Below are 19,388 nucleotides of genomic sequence, written 5' to 3'. Positions count from 1 at the left end.
GTTCCATGTCACAAGTTTCTAACACCTCGTTTACAACGACGGTTTCATCAAACGCCATGGCCGTGGTGGACTATCTGTCCAAAAGCATGATGTCGGCGCTGCCCTTTATTGTCTGCGCGGCGTTGTTCCGCACCGTCGCCGTCATTATGGGCGAAGGCATGCTGGGCCTGTGGCCTGCCGATTCCGAAATCTATCGCCTGTTCTACAGTTGGCTCTATAACGCCGGTTACTACTTTTTGCCCATCTATCTTGGTTGGGCGGCTGCCCGCCAGCTCGGTTGCTCGGAACAACTGGGCATGATGCTGGGCGGCGTATTGATTGCGCCCGATCTGCTTAAGCTCGTCGATGCCGCATCGACGGCGGGGGCATCGATGACTTCCGTGTATGGTCTGCTTCCCGCGCCGGTCAACGATTACACGACGACTGTTATTCCGGTCCTCATCTCGGTGCCCGTGCTATGGCGAGTGGAGTGTTTCTTTCATCGAGTTATCCCTAAGGCCGTGGCATTTTCGTTCGTTCCGTTTGCAACCATGCTCGTCATGGTTCCGGTTTCGCTGTGTATTACAGCGCCGGCGGGCAGCTATCTGGGCATGCTGTTGGGCCAGCTTATGTTTATGCTTGGCAATTCCGGTGGCATCGTGTCGCTGCTCACGCTCATGGGGCTTGCCGCGGGTTGGGAGTTTCTTAAGATCGCGGGTATCAGCAACGTTGTCCTATCGCTTGCGTACGCGCAGTTTATGAGTGTGGGAACGGATTCGTGCATCCTGATTGCCGCGACGATGGCGACGTTCGCCGTTTGGGGCATGCCTTTTGGCGCGTCGCTTCGCGTTGCGGATAAGGACGAGAAGGCGCTCATGCTGGGCTATTCAATCTCGGGTGTTCTTGGCGGCGTAAGCGAGCCGGCGCTGTACGGTTGCGGCTTTAAATATGGCAGGTGTCTGACGTGCATGGCCATTGGCGGTGCCGTCGGAGGCCTTGTTGCGGCCGTGGGCCACGTTACGGCCTATACCATCGGCATGACGAATGTCCTCATGGTCATTGGCTTTGCCACGGGCGGCATCTCGAACCTGCTGTGGTGCTGTGCTGCCGGCGGTGTGGCATTTGCGGTGTCTGCGGCGCTGAGCTACTGCTTTGGCGTGGTGCCGGCGAAGGGGCAGACGACGGGGGACGGAGCTGATTCGCTCGAAACAGTGGCGAGCGCTGCTGAAGCAAGCGCATAAATCTGTGCGACAAAAGGACGATTCCTTTGTCATATTCCAAGGCTGCGGCCCGTGTGGGCTGCGGCCTTTTTGTATCTGGAGGACAAAGTGGCTACACTACAATCCGTTTGAGCAATAGATATATAGGTAGTACCGTGGGGACTGATGAGGATGGTCGAGTGGATTGTTCGTCGTGCGCAGGGCGACCGTGCGCGCGTGGGCACGTTGACGGGCGTGGTGTGTATTCTCGCCAATGTTGCGCTTTGTGCTGCGAAGGGCGTAATTGGCGTGCTGTCGGGATCGGTTTCGATCGTGGCGGATGCCATGAACAACCTGTCCGATGCCAGCTCGAATATCGTGAGCGTGCTGGGCTTTAGGCTGGCGAGCAAGCCGGCCGACCCCGAGCATCCTTACGGACATGGCCGCTACGAGTATCTCTCGGGTCTGGTCGTGGCGGCGCTCGTGCTGCTGATTGGCGTTGAGCTGGTGAAGTCCTCGGTTGAGCGCATCATCCACCCCGAACCTGTCGAGTTCTCGCTTGCCCTGGTGGCAGTTCTAGTGCTTTCGATGGTCGTAAAGCTGTGGATGGCGGCCCTCAACCAAAAGCTCGGTGACCGCATTGAGTCCGAGACGCTGCGTGCGACCGCTCAGGACTCAAAGAACGATGTTCTTGCTACGGGCGCCGTGCTGGCGTGCGCGATTGTTTCGCAGGTGACGCATATCAATCTTGATGCATGGGTCGGCCTTGCCGTTGGCGCCTATATTGGCTGGAGCGGTTTTGAACTCATCCAGGATACGGTGAGCCCGCTTTTGGGCCAGACGCCCGATCCTAAGCTGGTCAAGCACATTCGAGACAAGATCATGAGCTACCCCGGCGTTTTGGGCGTTCACGATTTGATGGTTCACGACTACGGCCCGGGCAGGAAGTTCGCAAGCGCTCACGCCGAGATGGCAGCCGAGGTCAGCCCGCTGGAAAGTCACGACACGCTCGACAATATTGAGCAGGCGTTTAGGAACGAAGACGGCATGATTGTCACGCTCCATTACGACCCCATCGTGACCGACGATCCCAAGGTGGCGAGCATGCGTTTACGCATTAACGCCATGGCCCAGGAGATTGATAGCCGCCTTTCGATTCACGACTTGCGTTGCGTACCGGGCCCCACGCACACCAATGTGATTTTTGACTGCGTGCGACCCTCGGATCTGCAGATGAGTGCCGAAGACTTAAAGCACGCGCTGGCACAACGGGTCGAATCGGAATATCCCAAGTCGATTGCCAAGATCACGATCGACGAAGACTACGTAGGGCATACCCACGAGTAAGGCTGTGCCGGCAAAGCAGGTTATGCAGAAGGGGAGAGCATGAAGAAGCTGTATCTACTCCGCCACGGTCAGACGGAGTTTAACGTCAAAAAGCTGGTCCAGGGCCGCTGCGATTCACCGCTGACCGACCTGGGTCGTCAGCAAGCCGGGATGGCAGCCGCGTGGCTCAAAGCCCACAACGTCGTTCCCGACAAAGTGGTCTCTTCGCCCTTAGGCCGAGCCATGGACACGGCAAGTCTCGTCGCAACCGAACTCCTCGGCCGGGATGCAGCAGTCGAGCCCTGCGAAGGCATCATCGAGCGCAGCTACGGCACCTTCGAAGAAGGCCCCCACGACGCCCTACCCACCGACGTCTGGGACCCCGGCGAGGACCTGATCCCATTTGGCGGAGAAGGAAGCCATGCCCTGCAGGAGCGCATGGTGGGCACCCTCACCAATCTCATGGGCGCCGAGGGCATCGAAACCCTCCTAGCAGTAAGCCACGGCAGCGCCAGCCGCCAATTCATCAAGGCTGCAGCCCCAGAGGGCTTCGAGCTCCCAACAAAACTCCCCAACTGCGCCATCATGATCTTCGATTTTGACGATGCGCGAGAAGAGGACGATACGCTCCAATGCAAGTTCACCTTGCAGCAAATTGTAGATCCCCAGCAAAGTCATTAGCCTGAGCGATCAAGGTTTAGCAGACATCAACGTGGCGTTCCCAGTGTGCGGCGGAGGGGGCGGGCCTGAGACATATTAAGGTTGTCGCGAGTTCCGCACGAACAGGAGAGCACTTAATGTGCTCTCCGTCGTGAGCAGGACTGTAGAGCAGCAACCTTAATATGTCTCAGGCCCGCCCCCTCCGCCGCACACTGGGAACGTGCCACGCACTTTACCTGCGTAAACAATGTGAGTGAAATATGAATCTCGATGGATACGCCCGCAGCCGTGTATACTAAACAGCTGTGTGAAACCAGGGGAGTATTCTGGCTGGACAAAATGCCTGCTTAATAGGGTTGTCAGGTAGTCCGGGCGCAATACAAGACTGGGGAGCACGTCGTGTAAGTAGTGGTCCTCTAGGGGCGTACGCTCGGTGGTGTACGCATTGTCCCAAGACCACGCGAGAGTTGGGATCATATCTTGATCAGCATGATTCTCGGCCGCAAGATTGGCATGACCCAGGTTTGGGACGAGGACGATAACGTCGTTCCCGTCACGGTCATCCAGGCTGGCCCCTGCGCTGTCTCGCAGGTTAAAACTCAGGCAACCGACGGCTATGACGCCGTCCAGATCGGTTTCGGCGACATCAAGGCCAAGAACGTGAACAAGCCCATGGCTGGTCACTTCGCCAAGGCTGGCGTCGAGCCTGTCCGCTTCCTTCGTGAGGTCCGCGTCGAGAACGGCGAGGAGCACAAGGTCGGCGAGGTCGTCACCGTCGCTGATTTCGCTGATGTCGAGAAGGTCGACGTCATCGGTACCTCCAAGGGTAAGGGCTTCCAGGGTCGCATCAAGCGCTGGGGTCAGCGCCGCGGTCCTATGACGCATGGTTCTCACTTCCAGCGTCACCCCGGTTCTATCGGTCAGTGCGCCTATCCTGCGCGCGTCCTCAAGGGCGTCAAGATGGCCGGTCACATGGGTAACGAGCGCGTTACCGTCAAGAACCTTTCCGTTGTCCGCATCGATGCCGAGCAGAACCTCATCTTGGTCAAGGGCGCTGTCCCGGGTGCCAAGAATGGTCTCGTCGCCATCCGTATGGCCTAAGGGCCCAGCCCATTTAGCCCAGCGTCATACCAAGGAGAACACTTAAATGGCAAAGTTTGAAGTAAAGAACAGCGAGGGCAAGAAGGTCGCCGAGGCCGAGCTCGCCGCTGAGGTGTACGGCATCGAGCCGAACATCCACGTTATGCACCACATCGTCAAGTGCCAGATGGCCTCTTGGCGTCAGGGCACCCAGTCTGCTAAGGGTCGCTCTGAGGTTTCCGGTGGCGGCAAGAAGCCTTGGCGTCAGAAGGGCACCGGCCGTGCCCGCCAGGGTTCCATCCGTGCTGCCCAGTGGCGTCACGGTGGCGTTGTCTTCGCCCCCAAGCCCCGTTCCTACGCTAAGCGTATGAACAACAAGGAGGTCAAGCTGGCTATGCGCTCCGCGCTGTCCGCCAAGCTGGCCGATGGCGAGCTCGTGCTCGTCGACGACTACGGCTTCGAGAAGCCTTCCACCAAGGCTGCCGTCGCCATGCTCAAGGCTCTCGGCCTTGAGGGCAAGCGTCTGACCATCATCGTTCGCGATGAGGACGTCAACGCCTACCTGTCGTTCCGCAACATTCCCAAGACGTTCATCATCACTGCCGACGAGGCCAACACCTACGATCTCGTCAACAACAACGCTGTGCTGATGCCCGCCGACATCGCCGCTCACTTCGGGGAGGTGCTTGCATAAATGACCGCCCACGAGATCATCATCCGTCCGATCGTGTCCGAGCGTTCCTTCTCCGGCATGGAGCTGAACAAGTACACGTTCGAGGTCGCCAAGGATGCTAACAAGTATCAGATCAAGGACGCTGTCGAGGAGATCTTCGGCGTCAAGGTCGTTCGCGTGAACACCCTGACGGTCAAGCCCAAGACCAAGCGCGTGCGCTATGTCGCCGGCAAGACCCGTTCTTGGAAGAAGGCCATCGTCACGCTGGCCGAGGGCGACACCATCGAGGTCTTTGGCAACCAGGCCTAAGACTCGCTGCTGTTGAGTGAGCTCATGCCTCCCAAATAGGGGAGGCGAGAGCTCAAGGTTTCGGGCGTATAAAATGGACACGCCCGGAACCGTGTATACGTCCGGTGTCATCGCACCCGAGGCAGAACCTCGAATCCCTGTCTGCGATGGCTAACGGATTCCTATTGAAAGGGATTGTAATGGCTGTAAAGCACCTTAAGCCGACCTCCGCTGGTAGGCGTTGGCAGACGATCTCCGATTTCTCCGAGATCACCTGCACCAAGCCCGAGAAGTCTCTTCTCGAGCCCCTGCCCAAGAAGGCCGGTCGTAACAACAACGGCCGCATCACCACCCGCCACCAGGGCGGCGGCGTGAAGCGTCGTTACCGCGTGATCGACTTCAAGCGCAACAAGGACGGCGTGCCCGCCAAGGTTGCCACGATCGAGTACGATCCGAACCGTTCCGCTCGCATCGCTCTGCTGCACTACGCTGACGGTGAGAAGCGCTACATCCTGGCCCCCAAGGGCCTCGAGGTCGGTCAGACCATCATGTCCGGTTCTGACGCCGACATCAAGCCGGGCAACGCTCTGCCCCTCGCCGACATCCCCGTCGGTACGCTCATCCACGCCGTCGAGTTCCAGCCGGGCAAGGGCGCTGCTATCGCCCGTTCCGCCGGTAATTCCTGCCAGCTGATGGGTAAGGAGGGCAAGTACGCTATCGTCCGTATGCCTTCCTCCGAGATGCGCCGCATCCTCGTTACCTGCCGCGCCACCGTCGGTGAGGTCGGCAACGCCGATCACGCCAACATCGTCATCGGCAAGGCCGGCCGTAAGCGTCACATGAACGTGCGCCCGACCGTCCGCGGTACCGTCATGAACCCTGTCGACCACCCGCACGGCGGTGGCGAGGGCAAGAACCACACCTCTGGTCGTCCCTCTGTTACCCCCTGGGGTAAGCCGACGAAGGGCCTTCGTACGCGCAAGAAGAAGAAGGTCTCGAACCAGCACATCATTCGTCGCCGTAAGAAGTAATTTCGGATACCGAGTTTTAGGAGAAAGCACTTATGAGCAGAAGTCTCAAAAAGGGCCCGTTCGTGGAGACTCGCCTTCTCTCGCGTATCACCGCGATGAACGAGGCTGGCAAGAAGGACGTCGTGAAGACCTGGTCCCGCGCGTCCACCATCTTCCCCGAGATGGTTGGTCACACCATCGCCGTCCACGACGGCCGCAAGCATGTGCCCGTGTATGTTACCGAGTCCATGGTTGGTCACAAGCTCGGCGAGTTCGCGCCGACTCGTACGTTCCGTGGCCACAAGGCCAAATAGGGGGTTAACCGTAAATGGCAACTAAGTCTATTGAAACTGAGGCCACCGAGGTTCGCGCCGTCGCTAAGTACGTGCGTGTTTCCCCCAGCAAGGCCCGCCTGGTGGTCGATCTGATCCGCCGCAAGCCTGTCGCTCAGGCCTTCGACATCCTCCACTTCTGCGACCGCGCCGTCGCCGTGGATGTCGAGAAGGTTCTCCGTTCCGCCGTTGCGAACGCCGAGAACAACAACGGTCTGCGTGCCGACAACCTGGTTGTCGCCGCTGCCTATGTTGACGAGGGTCCGACGCTTAAGCGCATCCGTCCCCGCGCCAAGGGTTCCGCTTCTCGCATTCTGAAGCGTACTTCCCACATCACCGTCGTCGTTGCTCCTCGAAAGGAGGCGTAAAGCTGTATGGGTCAGAAAGTCTACCCCACCGGCTTCCGTCTTGGCATCACCGAGAACTGGCGCTCCCGCTGGTTCGCAGAGAAGGATTACGCTAAGACCCTCGGTAACGATCTCGAGATCCGCAAGTACCTCGAGAAGCGTCTTTCCCGCGCAGCTGTCTCCCGCGTCGAGATCGAGCGCGCTGGCGACAAGGTGAAGGTCATCATCCTCACCGCTCGCCCCGGCGTTGTCATCGGTAAGAAGGGTGCCGAAATCGATACCCTCCGCACCGAGCTCGAGAAGGTCGCTGGCGTCTCCAAGGGCCAGCTCTCCGTCGACGTTGTCGAGATCAAGCGCCCCGAGCTCGACGCCAACCTCGTTGCTCAGTCTATCGCCGAGCAGCTCGAGGGCCGCGTTGCCTTCCGTCGCGCTATGCGCAAGGCTGTCCAGTCCGCCCGCAAGGCCGGCGCTAAGGGCATCCGTATCCAGTGCTCCGGTCGTCTCGGCGGTGCCGAGATGGGCCGTCGTGAGTGGTACCGCGAGGGTCGCGTGCCTCTGCACACCCTCCGTGCCAAGATCGACTACGGCACGGCTGTCGCCAGCACCACCATGGGCGCTTGCGGCGTGAAGGTCTGGATCTACCTGGGCGAGAAGCTCCCGGGCCAGCCTGTTCCCAACCCTGCACTCGAGGGCTCTTCCCGTCCTCGTCGTCGTAACTCCGAGAGGAGGGGTCAGTAGTGCTTGCCCCTAAGCGTATTCTTCACCGCAAGGTGCAGCGTGGCTCCATGAAGGGCCAGGCCAAGGGTAATACCGAGCTGCATTTCGGCGAGTTTGGTATCCAGGCTCTCGAGGCCCATTGGATCACCAACCGTCAGATCGAGGCCGCTCGTATTGCCATGACCCGCTACATGAAGCGTGGCGGTCGTGTCTACATCACGATCTTCCCCGATAAGCCCATCACCAAGAAGCCTGCCGAGACTCGCATGGGTTCTGGTAAGGGTAACCCCGAGGAGTGGGTGGCCGTCGTCAAGCCCGGCCGCATCATGTTCGAGGTCAAGGGCGTGCCCGAGGAGGTCGCTCGCGAGGCTCTGCGTCTTGCACAGCACAAGCTTCCCATCAAGACCAAGATTGTTGCTGCCAAGAACGCTGAGCAGCGCATCGAGAAGGAGATGGCTGAGGAGGCCGCTCTCGAGGCCAAGTGGGCTGCTGAGGACGCCGCCGCCGCCAAGGAGGAGAACTAATGAAGCCCGCAGAGATTCGTGAGCTCTCGGACGCTCAGCTCGTTGAGAAGCTGAAGGAAATGCGCGCCGAGCTCTTTAACCTTCGTTTCCAGATGGCCACCAGCCAGCTGGACAACACCGCTCGCGTCAACACCGTGAAGAAGGACATCGCTCGCGTCCTCACGGAGCAGCGCGCCCGCGAGATCGCAGCGGAGAAGTCCGCTGTCGCCGAGTAGGACCTAAGGAGAGAACATGACTGATTCGCGTAACTCGCGTAAGGTCCGTACGGGTGTCGTTACCTCCGTCTCCGGTGCCAAGACCATTGTTGTCACCATCACCGAGCGCAAGCGTCACCCCAAGTACGGCAAGATGATGACCAGCTCCAAGAAGCTGCACGCTCACGACGAGGAGTGCACGGCTGGCGTGGGCGATACCGTCCGCGTTATGGAGACCCGTCCTATGTCCAAGATGAAGCGTTGGCGCCTCATCGAGGTCGTCGAGCGCGCTAAATAAGCAGTCGCTCTTACGACTTGTACGTTTCCGAAGATGTGCGTATGCCTGGCTTGCATACCACGGGCCGTATAAAGGCTGCGCACCTCTCTTCGGTTCTTAGTTCGGAGGAACATCTACCATGATTCAGATGCAAACCATGCTGAACGTCGCCGACAACTCCGGCGCTCGCAAGATTCGCTGCATCAAGGTGCTTGGCGGTTCCAAGCGTCGTTATGCAGGCATCGGCGATGTGTTCATCGGTGCTGTCCAGGAGGCTACCCCTGGCGCCAACGTCAAGAAGAAGGACGTTGTCCGTTGCGTCGTCGTTCGCACCGTTAAGGAGATCCGCCGCAAGGATGGCTCCTACATTCGCTTTGATGAGAACGCCTGCGTTGTCATCAACAACGATGGTTCGCCCGTCGGCACCCGTATCTTCGGGCCCGTCGCTCGCGAGCTTCGTGACAAGAAGTACATGAAGATCGTCTCGCTCGCTCCCGAGACCCTGTAGTTAGGGGAGATATATGTATATCAAGAAGGGCGATAAGGTCCAGGTTCTCTCTGGTAAGGATCGCGGCAAGCAGGGCGTTGTCCTGCGTGCTCTCCCCGCCGAGAACAAGGTCGTTGTCGAGGGCGTTTCGGTCGTCAAGAAGGCCGTCAAGCCCAACGCTGCCAACCAGCAGGGCGGCATCGTTTCGCAGGAGGCTCCCATCGACGCCTCCAACGTCAATCTCGTCTGCCCCGAGTGCGGTAAGGTTACCCGCGTCGGTCACGAGAAGGACGGCAAGAACAAGCTGCGCGTCTGCAAGAAGTGCGGCCACAAGTTCTAAGCTGCCCGCAACATCAAGTTGCTAGCAAAGGCCCGGATGCCACGGCACCCGGGCCTTTTTCTATCCCCACTCGATGGCTTCGGTTCTGCCGTCCCGTCATTCCGGTTGCATCCAGTTTTCGGTGCCGTCTCGAATCGAGTGCCGCCAGGTGATACCCTGTCGCGTTTCGTCGGCTTCGGGGACAAAAGTCGGGACAACTCCAAAAACTATTTTCGAACTCAGGGCTTTGAGTTTTTGTTTTTGTCCCAAAGGGCGCGGCGGGATGCCTTTGGAGGCTCGATAGCGCCGAAAACGCCCGTTTTGAAACTTAAATGCCTTTTCGCGTGCAAGCCGCCAGCTGCAATAGGAAGTGAATCAACGCAGGTGGCTTTCAAGCAGTTTGCAAAACTGCAGGTCGCAGGTCTTCATTGCCAGTAGGAGAAATGAGTAGTCTCAGGTGGCTTGCCCATGAGTTGACGAACGGGATTTGAGATTACGCTGACGTCCGGAAACGCTTCGAGCACGGCGTTACGTTTTTGGGGTTTGGGCGTAGCCCCTGCACCCGCGAGCGCGGGCCTTAAGCCCGCCGAGAGGGTGACGCGTCGAAAACGAAGGGGAAAGAGAGAAGGGGCCGTCCCTATCATTCAGGTTGCGACCGAAGAAGACAAGGAGACCCCCTGAGCCTGAATGATGCCCCACAGACCGCGTCCGACCGAGCTCAAGCCGAGCTTTTCCTGACGTCCGCCTTCGCGAAGATGATGGCTGGATTGGCTATGGATTGGCAACACTTATTTGGACGATTCCGGGAGGGACGGCCCCGCCTCCCTGAACTCGACCGGCGACATGTAGCCCAGCGTCGAGTGGATCCTGAAGTTGTTGTACCAGTGCACGTAATCCAAGAGCTTGGCTCGGAGCTCGCGCGTCCCTCCTCGGTCCTTCGGAGTGGCCGACGATCTCCCCGTTGCAGAGGTCGACGAGCAGGCAGACGTAGTTCCACGACGCCCCGACGCGCACGCAGGCCAAGTCGCTGCATATATGGGTGCACGGCGCCCTGCCGCCGAAGCCGCGCGCGACGACGTTCGACACGTCGGCCTCGTTGACCGCCCCGGGGTGCACCTTGAACCTCTTCCTGCCGTATGCGCCGGCCAGGCCGTTCTTCCTCATGATGCGGCAGACGCGGCGCCGGCTGACGGTAACGCCCGACCTCCCGGGCGACGCCTTGATCTTGCGCGATCCGTTCCGGCCCTTGCTGGCGGCGTGCGCCGCCGCGGCCGCCGTCGCCCCCGACATTAAGGTCCTCAAGGGCCGCGTCGTCTCCGGCGACCAGTTCGTCTCGCCCGCGGAACAGAAGGAGCGAATCCTCGCGGCCTTCGGCGACCTGTGCTGCGAGATGGAGGGCTGCACCATCGCGCAGGCCTCCTATCTCAACGGCGTGCCCCTCGTCGTCGTGCGCGCCATCAGCGACAAGCCCTGCGCCGAGGGCCGGGTCGTCGACTACAACACCTTCGAGAAGAAGGCCGCCTGCGACTGCGCCCGCATCGCCGCGCGCATGGTTAAGCTTTAGGCCCGGCGCGCCGGGGCCCTTTCCAAAGCGAAGTGTCGAGCCGAAGTGTTGAGCGTCGGCCCTGAATGTTCAATGGCCGTTGTTTTCTGCCCCTCAAGTGGTGGACTTTTCCTCGGAGCTGTTGATTCCCCCACGCGCCCCCTTCCGTTCTCTGTTCTCCCCTTATACTCCTTGTACGAGGAGGTAAGAAGTCATGGACAAGACCACACAGGACAGCTTGGCAAAGAAACCCGTCGACATGAGGGACAGGATTCTCGAGCATCTCGAGGCCCTCACCTCTGCCGTCTCGCTCGACGACCTTGCCCGTCTGTCCACCTCCGACATCGCCGAGACGCTCATCATCTCCAGGAGCCTGGCGAGCCAGTACCTCAACGACCTTGTTCGCGCCGGTCTTGTGGTTAAGGTGGCGGGCAGGCCTGTCCGTTATTTTCATCGCCGCGCGTTCCAGAAGCGTTTTCAGGTAAAGCTCTCTGCAAGCGAGTACGCCTCGCTCGCCGACCTCATCCAGGCGACGGGAATCGCCGATCACCGCGACTTCGCGCGTGCCGTGGGCTTCGACATGAGCCTCAGCTCCGTTGTCGAGCAGTGCAAGGCTGCGGTTCAGTACCCTCCGTTTGGCCTGCCCATCCTCTTGAGCGGCGGCGTGGGTGTCGGTAAGTCTTTCCTTTCTCGCCTTGTGTACGAGTACGGCAAGAACCAGGGCTTGCTGTCCCGCGACTCCTCCTATGTGCGCATCGACTGCGCCGGGGTCCCGGACGCCGCCTCGTTCAACGGGCTTCTTGACGAGTCGATCGCGAAAGCGCGCGGGGGTGTGGTCTTTGTCAACGGCATCGAGGCACTCTCTCCCTCTGCGATGGAGCACTGCCTTGCGACGGCCCTCGGGCTCGATGCCTCCCAGGATGCGCCGCGCGCTCGCCTCGTTCTTTCGACGACGCTTTCCGCCGATGACCTGAAGGTTTCCTCGGCCTACAGCAAAATGCCCATCTGTGCCCGCGTCCCCTCACTCAAGGAGCGGACCCCCGAGGAGCGCGAGGATCTCATCTTGAGCTTCCTGCGCAGCGAGGGGTGCCGAATCGGTTCTGATGTGAAGATCAGCCGCGGCGCATACCGTTGCCTCGTGAACGCGGACTTTTCCGATAACATCGCCGGCTTGCGCGCCTGCGTGACGAACTGCTGCGCCAAAGCGTTCCTCAATCGCGAGGGCGACTACGTCGTCGTTCGCCCGTATCTTCTTCCCAGCGGGCTCCTCTCCTCCGCGCAGATCGATCAACAGCCCGACGATGGCGTTCTGATCGACGCGTCTCTGGATGCCGCCGAGAGCACAGGGCCGGTCGAGCAGGCGCTCGATGCCCTGTGCTCCCTCGATGAGCGATTCTGCGCCGGGGAGCTCTCTGTCTCCGAGCTTGTCTCGCAAGCTGTCTCCGCTGTGCGCGGCGTTGAGGATCACTTGATCTTCGACCGCGGCGTCGCCTCCTCGAGGTCGCGCGCCTTCGAGCGCGTCGTGGGCGCGGTCCTTGCCGACGCAGGCTCTTCTTATGGCATCGAGCTTTCGAGGAAGGTCGCTTTTCTACTGGCCCAGGAGATTTGCCTGCAGTTGTGGCCGGGTATCGGCCTGGCTAAGCGAAAGTCTGCCTGTGCGGAGCAAATCTCCCATCTCCTCGGTGCCGTGACCTCCGAATTGCCGTTTGCCTCGAGTGTCTCCGATCAGGTCGCCGCAGACGTGGAAGGGGCGCTGGGAATCTCGCTCGATCACTTCACGAAGACGCTTCTGACGCTGTGCGTCGCATCGGAGTCTCGCGATGCGAAGGCCCTTCGGACGCTCTGCGTCATCTTGTCCCACGGCTACTCAACGGCGACGAGCATCGCCGACGCGGCGAACCGTATGCTCGGCATGCATGTGTACGAGGCTGTCGACATGCCCTACGACCAGCAGCTGAAGGACATCGTCGGTCCGCTCCAGCGCCTCGTCGACCGCCATTCCTACTGCACCGGGGTCGTGTTCCTCGTCGACATGGGCTCCTTGGAGGAGGCCTATAAGGCCCTCGAGAACGTTACCGACTCCACTATCGGCGTGGTGAACAACGTCTCTACCGGTCTTGCGCTCGAGATCGGGGTCGGGCTGCTCGGCGGCAAGTCCATCGCCGAGGTTCTTGGCGATGCGACCGCCGCGTGCGTGACGCACTGCAAGGTGATCGAGCGCGTCAACCGTGAGGACGCCATCGTCTTCTGCTCCGAGTCCGGGGTCGACGCCGCGGAGAGGATACGCCAGCTCGTCTCGCAGAGCCTCCCGCGCACCATAGGCGCGCGCCTGCTCACGAGGCCCTTCAAGCAGCTCGTCGCGAACGGGTCGAACGACGCCGTTTTCTCCGAGCACCGCGTCTGCGCCGTCATCGGCACGGGAGACCCCGGGGTCGCCTCCGTCCCCTTCGTCGCCCTCGAGGACATCATGTCGACGGCGTCCGCCTCTAAGGTTGATGCCGTGTTCGGCAGGTGGCTTGACGCTTCCGAGCTCTCTTCTTTCCACGAGAAGCTGCTCTCGAACATGACGCTGCAGAACGTCATCCGCTCCATCACCATCCTCGACCCGGAGCGGCTATTCCATGAGATCGAGAGCGCCGTGCACGAGCTTCAGCGCAGGACAGGCGAGAAGATCGGCAGCAACGCCATCATTGGGCTCTACGTTCACCTCTGCTGTCTCGTCGAGCGCCTTGTTACCAGAAACCCCATTGAGACCTACGTTGGCCAGGACCGCTTCGAGGAGGAACGCGCCGATTTCATCGAGTCCTTCAGGCAGAGCTTCTCGAGCATCTCGACGCGCTATCGCGTAGAGGTTCCCGTAAGCGAGATCGCATATGTCTTCGACTACATAAGCGTGAGCGCCGCCCCGGCGCGAGAAGAGCGCCTCGGCTCCTCGGACCTCCTGCTCGACGAGTGACCTTCCCCGCGCCGCCGCAAGCTGACCGCGCGTCCTCAATAATCCGATAACCCCTTGCCCGGCGCGAATCCGGATAGCGCCGAGGCAGTACCGAACGTAAAACTTCATTTGATAGGAGCAAACATGAGTGTTGTTATGGCACGAATCGACAATCGCCTGCTTCACGGCATCATCGTGACGCAGTGGGCCCCGGTGTCGGGCGCTACCCGAGTCATGGTCATCGACGACAAGGTCGCCGGCGACGAGGTCCTGAAGTCCACCATGAGGATGGCGCGCCCCGCGGGCATGGCCGTCTCGATCATCTCCGAGCAGACCGCGCTCAAGAACTTCGCGGCGGGCAAGTACGACCGCGAGAAGGTCTTTGTCATCGCCAAGGAGCCCGAGACGATCCTTCACCTGGTCGAGTCGGGCATCGAGCTCCCGTCGCTGATCGTCGGCGGCTCTCTTGTCAAGGAGGGCGGCGTCCAGCTCACCCAGCGCGCCTATGCCTCCGCCGAGAACGTCCAGAGCTACAAGGCGCTCATCGCCCACGGCGTCAAGGTGACGGCACAGTTCGTGCCCGCCGACAAGCCCGTCTCCGTCGCCGACCTCATCTAAGGAGGGATCATGGTCAACTTCACTATCCTGCAGGTCGTCCTTTTGACCCTGCTGGCCTTCATCAAGCACGTGGACTACTACGGCATCCCGATGATCTTCGTCAACTATGCCGTCTTCTGGGGCCTTATCACCGGTGTCGTCATGGGCGACTGGCAGACCGGCCTCGTCATCGGCGGCACCATCCAGCTCATGCAGCTCGGCGTCGCGGGCTTCGGCGGCTCGTCGATTCCCGACTACGGCACGATGGCCATCATCGCCACAGCCTACGGCGTGACCCTGGGCGCGGACACGGGCCTCGCCATCGGCCTGCCGGTCGGCATGCTCGGCATCCAGCTCGACGTCATCGTCAAGATCCTCAACGGCTTCGTCGTCGAGAAGTCCCAGAAGTTCTGCGACGAGGGCAAGTTCAAGCAGATGAACGCCATCCTGTGGGTCTGCCCCGTGCTCTTCGGCCTGTGCGCCGCCCTGCCCGTCTTTGTCTCCGTGACCCTCGGCCAGCCCGCCGTCAACTGGCTCCTCGAGGTTATGCCCCAGTGGTTCCTTTCCGGCCTCACCCTCGCCGGCAAGATGCTCCCGGCCGTCGGAATCGCGATGCTGCTGCGTTACATGCCCACCGGCAAGTACTTCCAGTACCTGCTCGCCGGCTTCTTCCTCTCGGCCTTCCTGAACGTGCCCATCATCGGCGCCGCCATCGTCGGCTTTGCCCTCGCGATCGCGTTCTACCAGCGCGCCGAGAGGGACACCGAGCTCGCCGCCCACGCTTCCGCAGACGCCTTCATCGGAGAGGATGAGTAACCATGGAAAACGAGAACATCACCGCCGTCGCCAAGGGCAAGCCCTCCGGCTACAAGGTCACCAAGAAGGACCTGCGCAACGCGAACTGGCGCTGGCTCATGAGCGTGTGCACCTTCAACTACCAGACCCAGCAGGGCGCCTCAGTCGCCTACGCCCTCTCGCCGGTCCTGAGGAAGATCTACACGAACGACGAGGACTATAAGCAAGCGCTCAACAACCACTTCCGCTACTACAACACCCAGCCTTGGCTCGCCGCCATCATCCTTGGCGCCTGCGTGGCCATGGAGGAGCGCGACGGCCTAGCGGCGGCGGACGCCGTCCAAGACCTGAAGATCGGCACCATGGGACCGCTCGCCGGCGTTGGCGACTCCCTGCTCATGACCATGATCCCGACCATCATGGGCTCCATCGCCGCCTACATGGCCATCGAGGGCAACCCCGTGGGAGCCGGCATCTGGTTCGCGCTCATCCTGGCCATCTTCTGGGTCCGCATGCACGCCCTCGAGTTCGGCTACAAGCAGGGCGTGAAGCTCGTCACCGACTTCAGCGAGAAGCTTCCCAACCTCACTGCCGCCGCCTCCGTGCTCGGCCTCACCGTGGTCGGCTGCCTCATCGCCTCGGTCATCGGCGTCACCTGCCCGATTAGCTTCAGCTTCGGCGACGTCGCGATGGAGATTCAGCCGCTGCTCGACAAGATCCTGCCTGCCATGATCCCCGCCGCCATCACGGGAAGCGCGTATTACCTTCTTACCAAGAAGAACGCGAGCATGACGGCCCTCATCCTCGTGGTGATCGTCCTCGCGATGGTCGCCTCCGCCGCCGGCATCCTCGCCTAGCTTCGACCCAAGAGATTGGTGAATCAATGAGAAAGATAGTTGTGGCGAGCCATTCCCTTCTCGCCCAGGGCTTCAAGGACACCCTCGAGTTCCTTACGGGTAAGGGCGACGCCGTCAACGCCGTGTGCGCCTACGTGAACGACAACGGCGAGGGGCTCGACGCGGCGGTCGAGGCGGCTCTTTCGGGCACTGACGAGGTCGTCGTCCTCACCGACGCGTACGGCGGCAGCGTGAACCAGCGCTTTTCCCGCTTCGCCTCCGACCGGATCCACGTGATCGCGGGTGTCAACCTCCCGCTCGCCATGACGGTCGCGCTCGCGCGCCCCGACGAGAAACTCGACTTCGACGCCCTCGTCAACGAGGCGCGCCAGCAGATCATCTACGTGAACGGTGCCAGTTCCGCCGAGTGCGACGACGACGAATAGAGGAGGTCGACGATGAGAGAGTTCCTTAAGGACGTGTGGATGCACGGCGGTGAGGAAAGCCGCGCCATCACCCCCGAGAACATCACGGGCGAGAAGGGCCGCGCCGCCATGTCGGCCAGCCACCTCGGCGTCGGCCGCAAGGGCTCGTGCTGCGTGCCCCTTGAGTCCGGCGAGACCATCACGCTCGCGGACATCGAGGGCCCCGGCATCATCCGCCACATCTGGATGACCGTCCCCGACAAGACCGCCGCCGGCAGCTTCGTCATGCGTGACCTCGTGCTGCGCTTCTACTGGGACGACGAGGAGACCCCCTCGGTCGAGTGCCCTGTCGGCGACTTCTTCTGCAACGGCTTCGGTGAGCGCGCCATCGTCAACTCGATGCCCATCTGCGTGAACCCGACGGGCGGCATGAACTGCTACTTCGAGATGCCCTTCAGGAAGCACGCCAAGGTCACGCTTACGAGCGAGCACCCCGGGTTCATTAAGTACATCTTCTACACGTTCAACTACGCGCTCACCGACGTGCCGGACGACGCCATGTACTTCCACGCCCGCTTTAACCGCGAGCGCAGCACCCGCAGGGGCGTCGACTACACCGTGCTCGACGGCGTGCGCGGCAAGGGCTACTACGTCGGCACCTACATGGCCCTGTGCGCCCTGGAGCGCTATTGGTGGGGCGAGGGCGAGATGAAGTTCTTCCTCGACGGCGACGAGGAGTTCCCCACGGTCACCTCGACGGGAGCCGAGGACTACTTCGGCGGTGCCTGGGCCTTCCTCGACAGGCCGCCCCACGCGTTGCCCGAGGCGCAGTGCTTCAACACGCTGTTCGCCGGCTACCCGTACCGCTCGACGCGCGACGCCACGCGCGACCGCTTCAGCGCGGGCAAGCCGAACCCGAATCCGATGCTCGCGACTAACGACGACGCGCTGCCCAGGCACGGCCTCTACAGGTGGCACCTTCCCGACCCGATCTCGTTCAAGGAGGACCTGCGTGTGACGTTCCAGGACCTCGGCAACGACGACATCAAGCTCTACGAGCGCGAGGACGACATCTCCACCGTCGCCTACTGGTACCAAAGCGAGCCGCACGCCGTGCTCGCCCCGTTTGCCGCAAGGCAGGACCGCGTGCCCAGGTAGGGTCGCCTCGAAACAAGCCAACGTTATGGGCGCCCGCGGTTGACCATGACTGCGGGCGTCCCTTTGTAAGGAGGATCACATGAGCGAAAAGCAAATGAGGCTCGGCGCCCTCGAAGCCGGCGGGACCAAGATGGTCTGTGCCGTGGTGTCCGGCGACGGCGAGGTCCTCGACCGTATGGAGACCCCGACGCTTACGCCCGCCGAGACCGTCCCGCAGATGATCGAGTGGTTCACCGCCCGCGATGTGGACGCGTTGGGCATCGGCGCCTTCGGCCCGACCTGCGTCGACCCCAACGACGAGCGCTACGGCTCCATTCTCCAGACGCCCAAGCTCGCGTGGCGAGGCCATGGTCTTCGCGCCGCGTTCGCCGACGCCCTCGGGATTCCGGTGGCCTACGACACGGACGTGAACGTTGCCTGCCTCGGCGAAGTGGTCTTCGGCTGCTGCAAGGGGCTCGAGGACGCCGTCTACGTGACCATCGGCACCGGCGTGGGCGCGGGCGTCATGTGCGCGGGCAGACTCCTTCACGGCATGCTGCACCCCGAGGCCGGTCACATGCTGGTAAGGACCCGTCCCACCGAGGAGGGACGCTGCGTCTGCCCGAGCCACGCGAGCTGTCTCGAGGGGCTCGCCTCCGGCCCCGCCATCGCCGCGCGCTGGGGAAAGCCCGCGGCCGAGCTCGCGGACAACGATGAGGTGTGGGCGCTCGAGGGGGATTATCTGGGGCAGATGTGCGCGAACCTCGTGCTCATGTACTCGCCTCGCCGCATCGTCCTCGGCGGCGGCGTGATGCACCAGGAGCAGCTCTACGGCATCGTCCGCAAGAAGACCCTCGAATATCTGGGTGGCTACATCCAGACCGCCGAGCTTAAGGACATGGAGAGCTACATCTGCGCCCCGGGCTGCGGCGGCGACCAAGGAATCCTCGGCGCGGCCGAGCTGGCAAGAAGGGCGCTCGCGTAACTTGCGCTCTCTCCGCCATACAACGCGTTAAGAAAAGACGAGCGCTTCTTGCCAATTGAGCGGCAAGAAGTGCTCGTCTTTTGCATTTGTTTTTGGGGCAGGACGCCCCGCCTCCGCTAGAGTCCCTGGACCGCCACACCCACGAGGTTTGGACCGGTGTGGACAAGAAGCGCGGGGCTGATGTCGGAGCGGACGACCTCCACCGCGTTGGCCACGCACTCGCACAGGGCCTGCTCCATGCGGTCGTAGAGGTCGGCGTGGGCCGAGGTGCGGCTCGCGGCAAAGCGCACCTTGGGGTGCTTCTCGACGATGGCGGCGATGAGCTTGACCTCGGTGCGATGCGGTACTTGCACAGCCATTTCGTGTACGCGAGGCTGTTGGCTTTCTGGGCCACAGCAATCACCTCCCCCTAGTATGATGACCTGAACAATCCTCATGCTAGGGGGAAGGTTTTTGTCGCGTAGCGGAAATTGGCCTCCACCCGCTGAGCGGGTGGCTTTCTATGCCGCGCGTGCCGCGCGGCACGGACTAAAGTCCATGAATAAAAACGAGGAAGGCCACGTCCGGCCTCCCTCGCAAAGGGTCTCTGATTACTCCCACTCATTGGGGACAGACTTAAATGAGTGCTCTTGAAATGCCGGCGCCTGGGGACGTTCTTTTCTGTCTGCAGTTTGGAACGTTCCTTTTAATATGAGCAGGACATTGTCAAGAGGCAAAATCGGG

24 protein-coding genes and 2 pseudogenes are annotated in these 19,388 nt (G+C 61.4%); 23 read left to right on the top strand and 3 right to left on the bottom strand.

What is annotated here, in order from left to right; translation table 11 throughout:
- Positions 1-5 precede the first annotated feature (5 nt).
- The 15 genes and pseudogenes from DXD48_RS01830 to rplX all read left to right on the top strand — a co-directional run bounded on the left by DXD48_RS01830 (position 6) and on the right by rplX (position 9,433).
- Positions 6-1,220, top strand: coding sequence for a PTS transporter subunit EIIC (locus DXD48_RS01830; RefSeq protein ID WP_147324128.1), 1,215 nt, complete (start codon positions 6-8; stop codon positions 1,218-1,220).
- Positions 1,221-1,370: 150 nt separating this feature from the next.
- On the top strand, positions 1,371-2,525 hold the full coding sequence (locus DXD48_RS01825; RefSeq protein WP_233514953.1) for a cation diffusion facilitator family transporter: 1,155 nt from the start codon (positions 1,371-1,373) through the stop codon (positions 2,523-2,525).
- Positions 2,526-2,564: 39 nt separating this feature from the next.
- A complete protein-coding gene (locus tag DXD48_RS01820) occupies positions 2,565-3,185 on the top strand; it encodes a histidine phosphatase family protein (protein ID WP_117563758.1) in 621 nt (206 codons plus the stop codon).
- Between the two features lie 459 nt (positions 3,186-3,644).
- The gene (gene rplC, locus DXD48_RS01815; RefSeq protein WP_035137484.1) at positions 3,645-4,265 is read left to right on the top strand and encodes a 50S ribosomal protein L3; all 621 of its coding nucleotides are present in this window, start codon (positions 3,645-3,647) and stop codon (positions 4,263-4,265) included.
- Between the two features lie 46 nt (positions 4,266-4,311).
- Positions 4,312-4,938, top strand: coding sequence for a 50S ribosomal protein L4 (gene rplD / locus DXD48_RS01810; RefSeq protein ID WP_006235032.1), 627 nt, complete (start codon positions 4,312-4,314; stop codon positions 4,936-4,938).
- A complete protein-coding gene (gene rplW, locus DXD48_RS01805) occupies positions 4,939-5,226 on the top strand; it encodes a 50S ribosomal protein L23 (RefSeq protein ID WP_022094197.1) in 288 nt (95 codons plus the stop codon).
- A gap of 179 nt (positions 5,227-5,405) precedes the next feature.
- Positions 5,406-6,236 (top strand): 50S ribosomal protein L2, encoded by an 831-nt coding sequence (rplB, locus tag DXD48_RS01800; protein ID WP_055250219.1) that lies wholly within the window; start codon positions 5,406-5,408, stop codon positions 6,234-6,236.
- Positions 6,237-6,268: 32 nt separating this feature from the next.
- A complete protein-coding gene (gene rpsS, locus DXD48_RS01795) occupies positions 6,269-6,529 on the top strand; it encodes a 30S ribosomal protein S19 (protein WP_006235035.1) in 261 nt (86 codons plus the stop codon).
- A gap of 14 nt (positions 6,530-6,543) precedes the next feature.
- Entirely contained in the window at positions 6,544-6,915 is a 372-nt protein-coding gene (gene rplV, locus DXD48_RS01790) for a 50S ribosomal protein L22 (RefSeq protein WP_006235036.1), read from the top strand.
- A gap of 6 nt (positions 6,916-6,921) precedes the next feature.
- The gene (gene rpsC, locus DXD48_RS01785) at positions 6,922-7,632 is read left to right on the top strand and encodes a 30S ribosomal protein S3 (RefSeq protein ID WP_006235037.1); all 711 of its coding nucleotides are present in this window, start codon (positions 6,922-6,924) and stop codon (positions 7,630-7,632) included.
- Positions 7,632-8,027 (top strand): annotated as a pseudogene (rplP, locus tag DXD48_RS01780) (50S ribosomal protein L16); the annotation flags it as partial. The gene rpsC and the pseudogene rplP, both read left to right, overlap by 1 nt.
- A gap of 107 nt (positions 8,028-8,134) precedes the next feature.
- On the top strand, positions 8,135-8,350 hold the full coding sequence (gene rpmC / locus DXD48_RS01775; RefSeq protein WP_006235039.1) for a 50S ribosomal protein L29: 216 nt from the start codon (positions 8,135-8,137) through the stop codon (positions 8,348-8,350).
- A gap of 16 nt (positions 8,351-8,366) precedes the next feature.
- Positions 8,367-8,627, top strand: coding sequence for a 30S ribosomal protein S17 (rpsQ, locus tag DXD48_RS01770; RefSeq protein WP_006235040.1), 261 nt, complete (start codon positions 8,367-8,369; stop codon positions 8,625-8,627).
- Between the two features lie 118 nt (positions 8,628-8,745).
- Positions 8,746-9,114, top strand: a complete 369-nt coding sequence (rplN, locus tag DXD48_RS01765; RefSeq protein ID WP_006235041.1) for a 50S ribosomal protein L14 — start codon at positions 8,746-8,748, stop codon at positions 9,112-9,114.
- A 13-nt stretch (positions 9,115-9,127) separates the two neighbouring features.
- Positions 9,128-9,433 (top strand): 50S ribosomal protein L24, encoded by a 306-nt coding sequence (rplX, locus tag DXD48_RS01760; protein ID WP_006235043.1) that lies wholly within the window; start codon positions 9,128-9,130, stop codon positions 9,431-9,433.
- 767 nt (positions 9,434-10,200) lie between these two features.
- Here rplX and DXD48_RS10215 read toward each other — a convergent pair.
- Together DXD48_RS10215 and DXD48_RS10210 are read right to left on the bottom strand one after the other, a co-directional pair.
- Positions 10,201-10,302 (bottom strand): IS3 family transposase, encoded by a 102-nt coding sequence (locus tag DXD48_RS10215; RefSeq protein WP_231501554.1) that lies wholly within the window; start codon positions 10,300-10,302, stop codon positions 10,201-10,203.
- Positions 10,303-10,594: 292 nt separating this feature from the next.
- Positions 10,595-10,702 (bottom strand): annotated as a pseudogene (locus DXD48_RS10210) (hypothetical protein); the annotation flags it as partial.
- Between DXD48_RS10210 and DXD48_RS01750 the strand changes: the two are divergent.
- The 8 genes from DXD48_RS01750 to DXD48_RS01715 all read left to right on the top strand — a co-directional run bounded on the left by DXD48_RS01750 (position 10,659) and on the right by DXD48_RS01715 (position 18,665).
- Positions 10,659-10,976: a hypothetical protein gene (locus DXD48_RS01750; protein WP_158548906.1), complete on the top strand. Its 318-nt coding sequence runs from the start codon at positions 10,659-10,661 to the stop codon at positions 10,974-10,976. The pseudogene DXD48_RS10210 and the gene DXD48_RS01750 sit on opposite strands and share 44 nt — an antisense overlap.
- Before the next feature lie 193 nt (positions 10,977-11,169).
- The gene (locus DXD48_RS01745) at positions 11,170-13,911 is read left to right on the top strand and encodes a PRD domain-containing protein (RefSeq protein WP_117563757.1); all 2,742 of its coding nucleotides are present in this window, start codon (positions 11,170-11,172) and stop codon (positions 13,909-13,911) included.
- Between the two features lie 123 nt (positions 13,912-14,034).
- Positions 14,035-14,508: a PTS sugar transporter subunit IIB gene (locus DXD48_RS01740; RefSeq protein ID WP_117563756.1), complete on the top strand. Its 474-nt coding sequence runs from the start codon at positions 14,035-14,037 to the stop codon at positions 14,506-14,508.
- 9 nt (positions 14,509-14,517) lie between these two features.
- Positions 14,518-15,303 carry a PTS sugar transporter subunit IIC gene (locus DXD48_RS01735; RefSeq protein ID WP_117563755.1) on the top strand — a complete coding sequence of 262 codons (786 nt, stop codon included), beginning with the start codon at positions 14,518-14,520 and terminating at the stop codon, positions 15,301-15,303.
- A gap of 2 nt (positions 15,304-15,305) precedes the next feature.
- Positions 15,306-16,139: a PTS system mannose/fructose/sorbose family transporter subunit IID gene (locus DXD48_RS01730; RefSeq protein WP_117563754.1), complete on the top strand. Its 834-nt coding sequence runs from the start codon at positions 15,306-15,308 to the stop codon at positions 16,137-16,139.
- 26 nt (positions 16,140-16,165) lie between these two features.
- Positions 16,166-16,564 (top strand): PTS sugar transporter subunit IIA, encoded by a 399-nt coding sequence (locus DXD48_RS01725; protein WP_089572475.1) that lies wholly within the window; start codon positions 16,166-16,168, stop codon positions 16,562-16,564.
- A 12-nt stretch (positions 16,565-16,576) separates the two neighbouring features.
- Positions 16,577-17,701, top strand: a complete 1,125-nt coding sequence (locus tag DXD48_RS01720) for a glycoside hydrolase family 172 protein (protein WP_172676343.1) — start codon at positions 16,577-16,579, stop codon at positions 17,699-17,701.
- A 79-nt stretch (positions 17,702-17,780) separates the two neighbouring features.
- Entirely contained in the window at positions 17,781-18,665 is an 885-nt protein-coding gene (locus DXD48_RS01715) for an ROK family protein (RefSeq protein WP_199407873.1), read from the top strand.
- A gap of 116 nt (positions 18,666-18,781) precedes the next feature.
- On the opposite strand, the gene DXD48_RS01710 is transcribed toward DXD48_RS01715, so the two are convergent.
- Positions 18,782-19,018 (bottom strand): DegV family protein, encoded by a 237-nt coding sequence (locus DXD48_RS01710; protein WP_117563753.1) that lies wholly within the window; start codon positions 19,016-19,018, stop codon positions 18,782-18,784.
- Positions 19,019-19,388 lie beyond the last annotated feature (370 nt).

The sequence above is a fragment of the Collinsella sp. TM05-37 genome, assembly GCF_003436455.1.
In the GTDB taxonomy this organism is placed as follows: Bacteria; Actinomycetota; Coriobacteriia; order Coriobacteriales; family Coriobacteriaceae; genus Collinsella.
Note: the sequence above shows the minus strand (reverse complement) of the source record. Positions and strands in the feature narration are given on the sequence as shown.